At 31.7% G+C, this 13,206-nt stretch carries 11 protein-coding genes; 2 read left to right on the forward strand and 9 right to left on the reverse strand.

Annotated elements, in window-relative coordinates; all coding sequences use genetic code 11:
- Positions 1 to 163 precede the first annotated feature (163 nt).
- The 4 genes from WN975_RS07125 to WN975_RS07140 form a co-directional block, all read right to left on the reverse strand.
- Positions 164 to 1,363: a TlpA disulfide reductase family protein gene (locus tag WN975_RS07125; protein WP_337965899.1), complete on the reverse strand. Its 1,200-nt coding sequence runs from the start codon at positions 1,361 to 1,363 to the stop codon at positions 164 to 166.
- Positions 1,364 to 1,428: 65 nt separating this feature from the next.
- Complete coding sequence (locus WN975_RS07130; protein ID WP_337965900.1) at positions 1,429 to 2,835, reverse strand: RagB/SusD family nutrient uptake outer membrane protein; 1,407 nt, start codon at positions 2,833 to 2,835, stop codon at positions 1,429 to 1,431.
- A gap of 17 nt (positions 2,836 to 2,852) precedes the next feature.
- Positions 2,853 to 6,431, reverse strand: a complete 3,579-nt coding sequence (locus tag WN975_RS07135) for a SusC/RagA family TonB-linked outer membrane protein (RefSeq protein WP_337965901.1) — start codon at positions 6,429 to 6,431, stop codon at positions 2,853 to 2,855.
- Between the two features lie 330 nt (positions 6,432 to 6,761).
- Positions 6,762 to 7,913: a FecR family protein gene (locus WN975_RS07140; protein ID WP_337965902.1), complete on the reverse strand. Its 1,152-nt coding sequence runs from the start codon at positions 7,911 to 7,913 to the stop codon at positions 6,762 to 6,764.
- 291 nt (positions 7,914 to 8,204) lie between these two features.
- Here WN975_RS07140 and WN975_RS07145 point away from each other — a divergent pair, with 291 nt between their 5' ends.
- Positions 8,205 to 8,810 (forward strand): RNA polymerase sigma-70 factor, encoded by a 606-nt coding sequence (locus WN975_RS07145; RefSeq protein WP_337965903.1) that lies wholly within the window; start codon positions 8,205 to 8,207, stop codon positions 8,808 to 8,810.
- A gap of 54 nt (positions 8,811 to 8,864) precedes the next feature.
- Here WN975_RS07145 and WN975_RS07150 read toward each other — a convergent pair whose 3' ends face one another.
- Entirely contained in the window at positions 8,865 to 9,323 is a 459-nt protein-coding gene (locus tag WN975_RS07150; protein ID WP_337965904.1) for an RNA methyltransferase, read from the reverse strand.
- 169 nt (positions 9,324 to 9,492) lie between these two features.
- Here WN975_RS07150 and WN975_RS07155 point away from each other — a divergent pair, with 169 nt between their 5' ends.
- Positions 9,493 to 9,852, forward strand: coding sequence for a hypothetical protein (locus tag WN975_RS07155; protein WP_337965905.1), 360 nt, complete (start codon positions 9,493 to 9,495; stop codon positions 9,850 to 9,852).
- Between the two features lie 68 nt (positions 9,853 to 9,920).
- On the opposite strand, the gene WN975_RS07160 is transcribed toward WN975_RS07155, so the two are convergent.
- The 4 genes from WN975_RS07160 to WN975_RS07175 all read right to left on the reverse strand — a co-directional run bounded on the left by WN975_RS07160 (position 9,921) and on the right by WN975_RS07175 (position 13,146).
- Positions 9,921 to 10,169, reverse strand: coding sequence for a hypothetical protein (locus WN975_RS07160; protein WP_337965906.1), 249 nt, complete (start codon positions 10,167 to 10,169; stop codon positions 9,921 to 9,923).
- A 192-nt stretch (positions 10,170 to 10,361) separates the two neighbouring features.
- A complete protein-coding gene (locus WN975_RS07165) occupies positions 10,362 to 11,324 on the reverse strand; it encodes a CorA family divalent cation transporter (RefSeq protein WP_337965907.1) in 963 nt (320 codons plus the stop codon).
- Positions 11,325 to 11,427: 103 nt separating this feature from the next.
- A complete protein-coding gene (locus WN975_RS07170) occupies positions 11,428 to 12,066 on the reverse strand; it encodes an NAD(P)H-binding protein (RefSeq protein ID WP_337965908.1) in 639 nt (212 codons plus the stop codon).
- Positions 12,067 to 12,105: 39 nt separating this feature from the next.
- Positions 12,106 to 13,146 carry an adenylate/guanylate cyclase domain-containing protein gene (locus tag WN975_RS07175; RefSeq protein WP_337965909.1) on the reverse strand — a complete coding sequence of 347 codons (1,041 nt, stop codon included), beginning with the start codon at positions 13,144 to 13,146 and terminating at the stop codon, positions 12,106 to 12,108.
- Positions 13,147 to 13,206: the final 60 nt, after the last annotated feature.

The following is a 13,206-nucleotide window of genomic DNA, read 5'->3' on the forward strand; positions in this document are numbered from 1 at the left end:
TTAAGAATGCTTTGTCTGTTTTAACACATAGAGACATAGATGTTGAAAGTTTAAAAAAGGCGTTTCACTTGTTTAAACTAACATAGCTGTGTGACTATTTTGGTTTTTAATTTTTAACTTTTAATTCTCAATTTTTAATTGAAATTTTAATTGAAATTGAGAATTATGATTTCAAAAGTTCTTTTAATTTGGCTTCTAATTCTGCACCTCTTAAATTATCACCAATAATTACGCCTTTGCTATCTACTAAATAAGTTGCCGGAATTGCTTTTACATTAAATGCATTACTTACTTTATTGTCATCCAAAAGATTGTGCCATTGCATATTTTCTTGTGCTAAAGCTTTTTGCCATGCTTTTTCGTCTTTATCGATTGATATACTTAAAATTTCAAATCCTTTTCCTGCATATTCTGAATAAGCTGTTTTTAAATTTGGAATTTCTTTACGACATGGTCCGCACCAAGACGCCCAAAAATCAATCAGAATGTATTTTTTTCCTGCAACAATGTCTTTTACATTATAGGCTTTTCCGTCTTTGTCTTTTAGACCGAAATTGGCAACGCTTGTTCCGATTAAAGACTTTGGGTTAAGATCTTTATCTACCAATTGACCGTAATAACTTTTCTTTGCTTCTGGAGAAAATTGCTCATAAATTGACTTTTGATCCGGTGTGAAATAACTGTATTGTGTGATCATAAAAAACGGTCCCCACCAAGTTGCTTTATTTCTTGTAATTAAATCTGCTGTAGTTTTTTCGACTTTATTAAAGAATGCTTTTTCTTTTACTTCGAAAGATTTCCATGCAGGAGAATTTCCAATAGAATCCATCAGTTTTTTGTTTCCTGAAACTCTTGCTTTTCCGTATGCTTCTGCAACTTCTTCACTTCCTTTGTGGTATTCTTCGTAATCTTTGTTTAATTCTTCTCTAAAAGCGGTTTCTTTTTTAAAATAATCGTTGGATTTTGATCCTGAAACCACTTCATTTTTAAAGTTGATTTTTCCTTCTTCTTGTTTTAAAACTTCGGCTTCAGCTGTTAATTTTATTTTAGAATTTTCTATTAAAACCGGAATGTATCCTTTGTTTTTTCCGAATTCAAGATAAAACAAACGAGGTTCATTTAATTTTCCTGTAAAGGTAAATTTGCCATCTTTAATTGTAGTTTCTGCAACTGCAGATTCTGATGAATGTGTTGCTCCGGGAATTAATTTTATGGTCGTTCCGTCTTCAAGTCCGGTTATATTTCCTTCAAGATTATAAGAGGTTTCTGCAACTGCAGGCTTTTTCTTTTGCGCCTGAATATTGTTGGAAAATGCAAATAAACAGATGCATAATCCAATTACTTTAAATTTAATTGTGTTCATTTTTGATTGATATTTTAAGTAAAAGCTTCCTTTTCGAAAGTCCTAATCAGGAAGCTTTAAAGTTTTTATTTTGCTACGTTTTGAGTTATAGTTCCGTTTCCTGGATTTTTTGTAGCTCCTTGAGGAAATGGCATTGTCCATAAATGAGAATCTGGTGCTAATGCGTAGTTTACTCCACCAGAAGTTTTTGATAAACTCAATTTATAAGTACCTTCAGCATTAAGACGACGTGCATCTGCAAAAGGAATAATTGTCAGGATAAGTTCGTTATACTTCGTTTTGAAAATAGCATTTAGGGCAACTGTTTTATCTGCAGTTACAATATCCTGATAAGCAGATGGTTCAATACGAGTTTTTCGTACTTTATTTAAAACGTCTAATGCATCGCTGATTTGTCCTGCACGAGCCAGACATTCTGCTTTAATTAAATATACTTCTACAGTTGTGATTCCGCCGTAATTAAACATTCCTGATAAGGTTCTTCTGTAATAAGTATCTGCACCAACTGTTCTTAATTTCCAACGAGATTTAAAACGAACATCTCCAACTTCAAAACGTTGCGCACGTTCTACCGGAATACTATATTCTGTAGATAAATAGGTTCTTTCGCCATGACGAAATGTATAATTCTCAACATAATCAAATCCCATTGGAGATGGCGTTGCCGTATAAGAATTTGGAATATCGATAATCGCTTTATTAGCATTATAATAGGCAACCCAATCGTACAGTTTATTATTTTCGGCTAGAGCCAAATCAGCGTATTTCAAGGCTTCTGTATAATTATTCATTTGCAAATAAACACGGGAATAAAATGCATAACCTGCTCCTAAATTTGGATGCAAAGCTGTTTGAGAAACTTTTGGTAAATATGGCAATGCATCTTTTACATCGGCCAAAATAAAATCGTACAATTCCTGAATCGTTACTTGTTTACTTGGCGCGTTAATATCGGCACTTGTAATTAATGGCACAGATAATTTTGTTTTTGCAGTTGAAGCCACATAAGTATCTGCATAAAAATTAACTAAGTTATAGTACGACATTGCACGTAGAATTTTTGCTTCTGCCCAAATTACTCTTTTTTGATCTTCTGTTGCTTCTGTTGTTGTTAAAGCATTTGCAATAATCAAGTTAAAGGTCGAAATACCTGCATATTGTCCATAATATTGTCTTTCGTCTGCTTGATTTAATTGGATACGATCTGCGGTTTCATCCCACATATAGTTGGCTTTTGTCAAACGCTGCGCTGCCAGAGTTGCTATATCGATAAATTTATCGTTGATCAAGGTCGAAGCTTGTGCAATATCTACGCTTTGATTGGTGTATTCGTCACGAATAAAAGCTTCATAATCTGCCAATGTTGTTGGGATTTTAGATCCTTTTGGTGCATCATCTAAATAGTTGGAGCAAGATGCTGAAACCAATCCTAATGCTAAAACGCACAGTATATTTTTATATATATTTTTCATCGTGTAGTCTTTTTAAATTAGAAATTAATGTTAACACCAAAAACTAAACTTGGAGATTGAAAGCCATTTAAAAGATATTTAGCGTCTCTGCTTTTAGCGAATGTATAGACATTTTCTGCATTCAGATTGAAGCGAACATCTTGTAATTTTACTCTTTTTATAATAGACGAAGGCAAATTATAAGCTAAAGAAATATTGCTTAATCTGATATTTGAGGCATCTAGAATATTAATATTCGCATAACGATAAATGTCGCGAGAATCTGATGTAAAATCGGCTTCGTACTCGTAAACCGCGCGAGGAATATTGGTAAAAGCTTCATCGCCTGGTTTTTGCCAACGGTTTTCGATATTTTTATTTACAGTTGTAATATCTGTTACATAACTACCTATTCCAGCCGAATAATTGTTCTCTAACATTGGTAAAAATGTATTTCTGATTTTATGTCCTAACTCATAAATAAACAATGCCGAAAGTGAAAAATTCTTGTAGTTTACAGCCGTATGAAACGATCCACTGTGTGTAGGAACAGTTGAGCCATAATCATGAATTGCATTTAAATCTGCCGGATTGTAAATTACTTTTTCGCCTTTTGCATTATAAACCTGAGGCAAACCTTTATCGCTCAAACCTGCCCATTCGTAACCGTAAATCGTATTGTAATTTTTACCAACTTTAGGATAAGCATCTGGAACGTCTAACTGTAAGTAATATACCGGAGCTTCGACTTTTACGTAATCGACTTTGTTTTTATTATAGGCATATAAAACTGAAGCATCCCAAGAGAAAGAACCCGTTTTTACGATTGTTCCTCTCAAAGTGGTTTCAATACCTTTGTTGGTCATTTCTCCATTGTTAATTTTATAGGTCGAATAACCAAATCCTTCTGTTGGGATTCCGTTACTGTTTGCTAATAAATCTTGTCCTTTTTTGTTGTAAACATCAAAAGTTCCGCTTAATCTATTTTTGAAGAATGAAAAATCGACACCAATATTGGTTGTTGTTGTTTTCTCCCAAGACAATTCAGGATTTGGTCTTTGGTTAACATATCCTTGATTTCCGCCTACATTTGGATTTGCATAATAAGAAGCTGTTAAATAAGGTGCTGCGTCTTTGGCAACATTTCCGCCAATACCATAAGAAGCGCGAAGTTTAAGTGAGTTTACCCAATCAACTGCAAAAAACGATTCTTTATCAATATTCCACGCTGCTCCTGTAGACCAAGTTGGTTTGTTTTGATATTTATTGTTTGTTCCCCAAAGGTTTGAACGATCCCAACGCAAACTTCCTGTAAATGAATATTTTTTGTTATACGTATAACCTCCTGTTGTATAGAAAGAAACGTAACGGTTTACCAATTCACGATCTGCTGCAAAATCATCTAATCTCATTGAACCTCCAAAAACAGATCCGTAAACTTTTAGTAAATCTGCCTGATTAATTGGTGTGTACGATAAAGTTTGTTCGTCCCAGCCATAACGAGTTTTATCTCCGTATTCTATTTTTGAATGACGGATTTCCATACCTGCAATTGCGGTTACGTCGTGTGCATTATTAAAAGTCTGATCAAAATTCAATTGCTGACGAAAGTTGTAAGCATTAGAAAATTGATTTGTTTCTTTTAAGATATCGCCATAAGGCAAATTATAAACGGCTTTGTTATTACTATCAATAGTTACTAAACCATTTACTTCATTTCTAACACTATAAGATTCTTTTTCTCTTAATAAACTGCCACGATCAACTCCATATTCGTACTGAAACATTGCATTGTATGTAAGTGCTTTATTGAATTTTACATTAAACTTTGCAAAAGTTCTGTTCAGAAAGTTTTTAGTTTCATTTACATTTCGCCCTAATTCATCCATTGGCGTAATATCCATATTATAAAGACCATAAGTCTTCATAGATTGAAGCGTAAAATTATTGTATCGAGATGCGGCTGTAGAAGTATAATTAGATCCGTCGTCATTTACCAATTGGTTGTACATCTGAGTCTTATAATCTTGTTGAGTAAGAGGATTATAAGTTTGTGTATTACTTTCGCCATAATTGATATAAGTTCCTAAATCTAAAGTCAACCAACTTGTAATATCTGTAGAGTTTTTCAAGTTTAAACCAACAGATTGATTATCAGAATATATATCTTCAAATTTATTTCCTTTATAAGTCAACGAAGCATTAAATGTGTTTGATTCTGTTGCTTTGCCTAAACTTACGTTATGCTGAATAAAATATTGATCTCGTTTTGCATATTTCGCAACATCATCATAATATTTATAACCTTGAGAACCCAATTGAGTCAAACGATTATTCATTTCTGTTTGCGAAATATTTCCGGCATAACCGTTTAACAAAGTCTGCATTCCCTGACTTGTAAATACGGCATTGTTTAACAAAGATTGTGCATATGTACTTGCATTTGCGCCTTTTAAACTTGGATTTGCATCTGCCCAACCTTTTTCAAGACCAATAATATCGCCAGCATCAGTAAGATTTCCGGTGTAATTTCTATATGGAGTTACGGTCAAATTGCTTGAAAACGAAATATTAGTTTTTCCGGCTTTGGCTTTTTTAGTAGTAATTACTACAACTCCATTTGCTGCACGTGCACCGTAAATAGACGAAGCCGCTGCATCTTTTAGAACTGTAATCGTTTCAATATCTTCTAAATTCAGATTCGGAAGATTTTCTTCCAGACCAAAATACTGATTATATTTTGTGTTTTCTATCGGGAAACCGTCAATTACATATAGCGGAGTCGTTAAACCATTCATAGTCGTTGTTCCACGAATTTTTCCGTCCTGATAACCAACAATACGTCCTTCTAAAATTTTGTTTAAACTGCTCAAACGCTGTTCTTGAAAATCTTTTGCCTTCAAACTAGAGAAAGATCCGGTCGCTTGTTCAGATGAGATATTTTGATAACCTGTAGTCAATACAACTTCGCCTAATTCAAGTGTATCTTCTTTAAGGACAACATTAATAACGCTTCTTCCGGCAACTTTAATTTCCTGTCTCACAAATCCTAAATAAGCAAATGCTAAAGTAGTTTCCTTTCCTACAGTAATAATCTGATATTCACCATTAAAGTCAGTCTGAACACCGTTTCCAGAACCATTATCCGAAACTGCTGCGCCAGCCAAAGGATTCCCTTTTTCGTCTGTAACTTTACCTTTTACAATAAAATCCTCGGCTGCTTTTTGCACTACAACAGCTTTTTCTGCAGGAGCTTTTTTAGGAGTCAAAATAATATGAGTTCCTGATATTTTAAAATCAGTTCCTGTATTATTAAAAATCGTATTTAGAATCGTTTCCATAGATGCATTGCTTAGGCTCACATCTATTTTTCGATCTAAATCAACTGATCTTACATTATAAACAAATCTGTAATTTGTTGTGTATTCAATTTTTTCAATTATTTTTCCAACGGTCATGTCGCTGGCATTAAATGACATAGTTGGCTTTTGGGAATAAGTAACTCCCGCCTGCATCACTGTCAAAGTGGTCAATAAAAATAATGTAGTCAATTTCATCTTCAAATCAAATTTCAAAAAAGGCTTGTCGAACCTGATTTTGTTCAATAGTTTTTTCATACTTTTAAATGTTTTTAATTGTGGTTGGTTAGTTTACCGATCGCATCTTATCCTACCGGAAAATGTTGGCGCATTTTCCGGTTTTTTTATAAAATAACGATCCATTTTTCGTGGAACTTTTTGTTACATAGGCTTGTTTAATTTTAGATTTATGATTGTTGATTTTAGATTGTAGACTTTTGTCTATAAATCTATTCTCTTCATTTATGATTGTTTATATTTAATTTTAATTCCAGATTGTAAACTTTAGTCTATAAAATATAATCTTGCATCTTGCATCTTTCTTCTATATTCTATTCTCTATAATCTATATTCTATTCTCTAAAAACTCTAATTAATCGTTATCACATCTTCATTAATCTTATAATCAATAGCATAACTGTCGCTAAAATATTTCAGTACAACTTCGATAGGTTCATTATCAAAACGGGCGTTGAAAATTTCCTTTCCAAGTTTTTTGTTTTTATTGATGAAAGTCACATTATAATGACGTTCTAACTTTTTAATGATCGACTCAAAAGAAGCGTTTTTAAATACTAAACTTCCTTTTACCCAAGCCGTATAATAATCAGTATTAACACTTTCTGTCGAAATTTTCTGTTGACCGTGCGTGTTTGAACCTTTTAATCCCGGCGTCAGATAAACTTGATTTTCGGTAGTTTTTTTGTCTTTATAAAGCGAAACTTTTCCTTCGACCAAAACTACATCTGTACTTACATCTTCTGTATACGAATTGACGTTGAATTTGGTTCCTAAAACTTCAACATCAACCTCTTGCGTATTTACGGTAAACGGATGCGCTTTGTCTTTTGCAACTTCAAAATAAGCTTCACCGGTTAAATAAACTTGTCGGTTTTGATTCTTTATAAACTGAACTGGATATCGCAATGATGTTCCCGCATTTAAATGAATCACAGTTCCGTCAGACAATTGAACTTCGAACTTTTTTCCGTACGGAATTTTCAATGTATTGTAAACCAACTTTCCATTATAAGAAGCATTAGAATATACTAATCTGTTTTTTTCCTGTTTTCCAATTATTCTTCCTTCTTTATCCGTTAAATTTTTTGATTCAGATGTATCAATTGTTTCTGATGATTCATTTTCTGATTGAAGTACAATTTCATCTTGTCTTGGAACTACAACATTTCCTTTCGAATGAAATAAATTTGAATTTTTATAAAAATAGAAACATCCTAAAGCTACAATCAAAATTGCTGCATATTTATAATAAGATGAAAATCTTCTTTTCTGAAAAACATTATTTTCTTTCTGAATTCTTTCTGATAATTGTTTTCTCACTTCAGTTGAATCAAAAGTATTTACAACAGAATCTATTGCATAATTGGTTTTTACAAAATCCTTAAATACAATTTGATTCTCTTCTTCCTTAAGCCATTCCGTCAAGGTTTCTATTTCTTCCTGACTGGCTTGATTCGTGATGAATTTCACGATTAATCGCTCTGACTTTTTCACTGTCATTTTACTCTTTTTAAATATTATTACGAAGCTAAAAAACAAAACCCTAACAATTTGATAATCTTTTTTTCATTTTAGTGATTTTTTTATTATTTGAAATATTTTTCTTTCAATATAAATTTTCAAAAACTCTATTAATCACATAGAATTAATAAACAATTTAATATACCTTTGCATTTTCAAGTGATTTTCTATTTGTAATAAAATTCAATAGAAAACAGAAAAACGCAATGTTTTTGGCAAAAAAACTATCGTTTTGGGTCGTAAAAATTATAAATTTATATATTTGTTTCTATGAAAAGCGAAGATTACAACGATAACGATATATTAATCGAATCTCTAAAAAACGGAGACGAGAAAGCGTATACTTATTTGATCGACACGTATCATCACAAACTTTGTGTTTATGCCAATAGTCTGGTAAAAAATGTTTACAGTGCCGAAGATATCGTGCAAAATGTATTTATAAAAGTTTGGGAACAACGTACTCGCTTAAAAACAAATCATGCAATTAAGAGCTTTCTGTATAAATTAGTTTACAATGAGTTTATTGATTTGTATCGAAAAAATCAATCTTTATTTTCATTAGAAAAATCTTATTACGACGCCTTAAATTCAATTGTTCTGGAAGATGATTCAGAATCTTTGCAACATGTCATAAATGCCGTTAATAAAGAAATTCAAAACCTTCCGCCAAAATGCAAAGAAGTTTTTATTTTGAGCAAAAAAGAAGGTTTAACCAATATAGAAATTGCGGAACATCTTGACGTTTCGATAAAAACCGTTGAAGCTCAAATAACTAAAGCATTTTCGATTTTACGATCTTCGCTTGACGAGAAAATAAAAAACTTCTTGTTTTTACTGTTTTCTATAAAGAAAAATTTACGCTTAAATACTTAAAAGCGTTATTAATTTCTTTATTGAAAAACAGTGTAGTTTTTGGATGTATTTACTTTAAGATCTTGGTTTTGGCAAGTTTCTGTCGTACATAATAATAGTTCCTGCAACGGCTACATTCAAGCTTTTTATAGATTTAAATTTCACCAAATGATGGCATTTTTCCATTGCTTTTAGCGACAAGCCATGATCTTCTGCACCTAATAAATAAACGCAACGTCTTGGATGTTCAAAGGTTTCTAAATCAGAAGCTTTGTCGTTTAATTCAACGCCAACTAATCGCGCTCCTTTTGGCAAATTTTCATAGAAATCTTCAAAATTTTCATAATGAAAATAAGGTATTGCTTTTACCGCATCATGAGTATCGCAAGCTTGTTTGGCATATCGATTACCAATGGTAAATATAAAAGTAGCACCCAGATTTTGAGCTGATCGCCACAAAACACCCAAATTTTCAGGCGTTTTACCATTTTGTATTCCTATGCCAAAATATTCGTTTATAAAATTATCATTCATAAGTGCAAAAATACAAACTGCAAGCACATGAGTCAATTTTAATTGAGATCAAACGAAAGTCTTGCATTTGTTATTACAATCTTGAAATTTCAATTAAATAAATTTCATGTTTCAATTGAAAAATAAGTTTTGTTTGCCTTATTTTGCTCAAATTTGTATCAAAAAATAAATGATTATAGAAGAATTAATCGGGAATTATGCCATTTCCGGAAGTAATCAGGATGAAAGTTTTGAAATGACTTACAAAGGTATTTTGAGTTTATCATTAGATAATGATAAGCGCGTTATTGCTAAATGGCTCATTAACAACACTCAGGAACAAAAAGGCTACGGTTTCTTTAAAGACAATATTCTGGTTATTAATTTCAGCTATAAAGGCGAAAATAATAAAACTTACAAAGGCGTTGCTGTTTACAGATGCATCACCAAAGATGTATTGGAAGGTTTTTGGTCTGAAAAACATGGAAATCCCCTATTTCTTGGAACTGAACATTGTTTGAGAATGGAAAGTACCGAGAAACTAAACTAGATTTTGTCTCTAAATTATTAGCTGAATTTTATTTCTAATTACAAATTCAAAGACAATTTACCTGAATATTATTTGTAAAGCGTAATTGTGTCGGCAAGATTTTCTTTACTAATAAATGCTGCAATATATTCCTGCACTTCATTTTTAGTTTCAACCGGTGTTTCGAAGGAATTGATGTGAAATTCATCATCCTGATCCAGAATATGTATAATTTCTGTGTAACCAAGGGAAATTAAACTTCCTTTTAATTTAATGATATTAAACTGCTGTTTGCCATCTAATTCCTTGCGTACTTTTAGTTTTATAGCTTTATCCATAGTAAAATATTTTAAATTAATAAGTCAGTTACTTATTCCAAATATAAAATTAATTCTTTGAAACCACTGTTAAAAAAGATGCTTTAACAGATTATTTATCAACACATTAATAACAATTTCGTAAGATAAAAACAACATTTATTTCCCGAAATTTTACGTTTAATCAAAATGAAATTCGTTGCAGAATTTTAGTTAATTCAGCCATTTTTTTCGTTTAAACCATATTAACGGAACTACAAAACATAAAAGTATTAGCGTAATCGCAAAAACATATCCGTATTCCCAATCCAATTCTGGCATATTTTTGAAGTTCATTCCGTAAATTCCTGCAACAAGCATTGGCAAAGAAATGCACATTGTTATTATCGTCAAGGTTTTAAAAATCTTATTTTGCTGAAGATCTATTCTCGTTGACACATAATCTTTAAGATCTTCCAGACGCTCAAAATTATTCTGAACATATTCGTTGATTACCGTTAAATCCGTCAATTCTAATAAAATTGCATCTTTAACTTCAGCTTCCAGTTTTTCGCTTTTTCTAAGCATCAATAAAATTCGCCTAAACTCATTAAGAGATTCTTTAATTATAAAATTATTGAACTTCAAAGCAGTTATTTCATTTAATCCTTGTTCAGAAAAGTCATTTTCCTTTTGTAATCTCAAATAAATTGTTTTGATATTCTTTGAAATAATCTCCGTTAAATCCGCAAAATAATCGGGAACAATTCCAATCATCATTTGTAGAAATGTATCTATTGTAAAAGGCAGATTTTTTATTTTATCGAAATGTTCTTGTTTTTTATTTTCAGGAATAAACTTCTCAAAATTAATATCCATAAACGAAAACATGATTTTTTCTTTAAGAATAAAGGAAACAATCACTTCTTCGACTTTATTTTGTGGCGTAAAATAAGGGAACGAAAAATTAAATGCCAGCTGATTTTCTTTTTCTAAATAATGCGAACTAATTTCAATATCCTCGCTATTGTTAAGAATTGTGGTATCGATATCAAAAAGCTTTTCAAAAACCGGAACGTCTTTCTTGGCGTAATTTACAACCTGAACACTATTTATTCCCTTCAGATCTTTCGGAATTTCATCGATGCTTTTTACTCTTGTAATATTTTTATTGGTATCTAAAAGTTCAATAATCATAGATGAAGTTTTATGTTGTAGTTTGGCTTTTATACCTTTTACTACTATTGGTTTTGAACTAATTTAAGTTCAATTTATGGATTATCCTAAATTTATAAGCTTCTTAAAAACCGAATATTTCTTTCAGTTCAATAATAAAAGTTCCATTTGGTAATTTTTTCGGCGCTTTTGCTAATTTCTCCGCTAATAAAGCTGTTGGTAAAGGTTTGTATTTTTTCAGAATCCCAATTGAATTAAGCACATTTAGAACAGGTACCATTATTTTTTCGCCCAAACGATCTGTTCCGGTTCTTAAAAGTAATCCAGGTCTGAAAATAATATATTGTTCAAAATTCAGTTCAGCAATTTTGTCTTCGAGTTTTCCTTTTATCTGAGAATAAAAAATCTTGCTTTGCGCAGAAGCTCCGTAAGCAGACAACAAAACAACCGAAGAAACTCCGTTTTCTTTGGCTAAACTGGCGAACTTTGCCGGAATATCAAAATCTATTTTCAATTGATTTTCTTCTGAACCTGCAGCTTTTAAAGTTGTTCCTAAACAAGAGAAAAAAACATCTCCAACTATCAGATCTTTAAACGATTCGATATTTGAAAAATCGACAATTTGCTCGACTAATTTAGGATGTTGTTTCCCAATTGATCTCCTTACAAAAACTGTAACTGTTGTATAATCTTTGTCTTCTAAAAGTTGGTCAACCAGAAATTCTCCCGTTGCACCTGTTGCGCCAATAACTATTGCTTTCATGTTATAAATTTATAAATATTCCTTGTAATACAGCCGACTTTAAAAATTAAAATCTACTGTATAAAGTTGCATTGGTTTTGCTTTTCCTCTTAAAAGTATTTCTCCCTGATGGCTGTAATCTACCTGAGAATCTTCCGGTAATACTTCTTTTATTGCTTCTGAAACCACAAAATCATGGTTAAAATCATTGCACTTACATTGAATTCTGGAAGTTGTATTGAGAAGATCGCCATGATAAACGATCTCTTTTTTTACTTTTCCAACCCAAGTTGTTATTGCTGTACCAATATGCATTCCTGCTTTAAATTTTGGAACAATATTATAATGTTCCAGATAATATTCCTTTTTGCTTTCTATACTTTGCCTCAAAAGATAAAAACAATACAGGCAACGTTTGTCTTTTAATCCGGATTTTGTTTTCCATGTCAATATAATTTCATCTCCCGCATATTGATAGATTTCTGCGCGCGAAGCCATAATTGCATCGGTAAAATCGTTGAATAAATCCTGCAACATTTTACTGTAAAGAAGATCTCCCAATTGTTCCGCCAATGTTGTGGACGATTTTACATCGACAAACATAAAAATTCGTTCTTCCTGCATTGGACGATGATATTGGCCTGTAAAATAATTATAGAAAAATCGGCTGTTTAATAAACTGCTAACTTCCAGAAAAAGAATTAAAAATATAGATGCTCCAAACGAAAATATAAAATCTTCGATCAAACGATCTTTAATGTAACTTTTGATTACTTCCTGATAAGTCAATTTGCCCAGAATTTCTTCAAAAAGTACGATACAAAGAAGCAAAAAAAGCAAGATAGCAATGCTGTAAAGAAATGCTTTAAGAATAATGGTTTTCAAAAAAGAGTATTTATTCAGCTTGACAGATCTTTCGAAAGTTATAATGATAATGCTGATGAAAATTCCAATCATTGTCCCTGGCAAAAACCTTAAATAAGCATAACCAGAACCTGCATTTGTAAAAACAGCATAAAGCAAACCTAATATTCCGCCTACAATGATTGCTTTATAAGTGAGACTGTATTTTCTATAAAAAGGTATTTTTGGCAATTCCATAACGACATTAGCTTTAGTTTGAGACGGGCTAAAAATGCAAAAAAAGTATTCTAATCAAAA

This window comes from uncultured Flavobacterium sp. (assembly GCF_951805225.1).
Classification (GTDB): domain Bacteria; phylum Bacteroidota; class Bacteroidia; order Flavobacteriales; family Flavobacteriaceae; genus Flavobacterium.

Excerpts from the sequence above, each read along its gene's own strand:
- WN975_RS07125 (WP_337965899.1), bottom strand. The coding sequence starts at position 1,363 with ATGAACACAATTAAATTTAAAGTAATTGGATTATGCATCTGTTTATTT.
- WN975_RS07130 (WP_337965900.1), bottom strand. The coding sequence starts at position 2,835 with ATGAAAAATATATATAAAAATATACTGTGCGTTTTAGCATTAGGATTG.
- WN975_RS07135 (WP_337965901.1), bottom strand. The coding sequence starts at position 6,431 with ATGAAAAAACTATTGAACAAAATCAGGTTCGACAAGCCTTTTTTGAAA.
- WN975_RS07140 (WP_337965902.1), bottom strand. The coding sequence starts at position 7,913 with ATGACAGTGAAAAAGTCAGAGCGATTAATCGTGAAATTCATCACGAAT.
- WN975_RS07145 (WP_337965903.1), top strand. The coding sequence starts at position 8,205 with ATGAAAAGCGAAGATTACAACGATAACGATATATTAATCGAATCTCTA.
- WN975_RS07150 (WP_337965904.1), bottom strand. The coding sequence starts at position 9,323 with ATGAATGATAATTTTATAAACGAATATTTTGGCATAGGAATACAAAAT.
- WN975_RS07155 (WP_337965905.1), top strand. The coding sequence starts at position 9,493 with ATGATTATAGAAGAATTAATCGGGAATTATGCCATTTCCGGAAGTAAT.
- WN975_RS07160 (WP_337965906.1), bottom strand. The coding sequence starts at position 10,169 with ATGGATAAAGCTATAAAACTAAAAGTACGCAAGGAATTAGATGGCAAA.
- WN975_RS07165 (WP_337965907.1), bottom strand. The coding sequence starts at position 11,324 with ATGATTATTGAACTTTTAGATACCAATAAAAATATTACAAGAGTAAAA.
- WN975_RS07170 (WP_337965908.1), bottom strand. The coding sequence starts at position 12,066 with ATGAAAGCAATAGTTATTGGCGCAACAGGTGCAACGGGAGAATTTCTG.
- WN975_RS07175 (WP_337965909.1), bottom strand. The coding sequence starts at position 13,146 with ATGGAATTGCCAAAAATACCTTTTTATAGAAAATACAGTCTCACTTAT.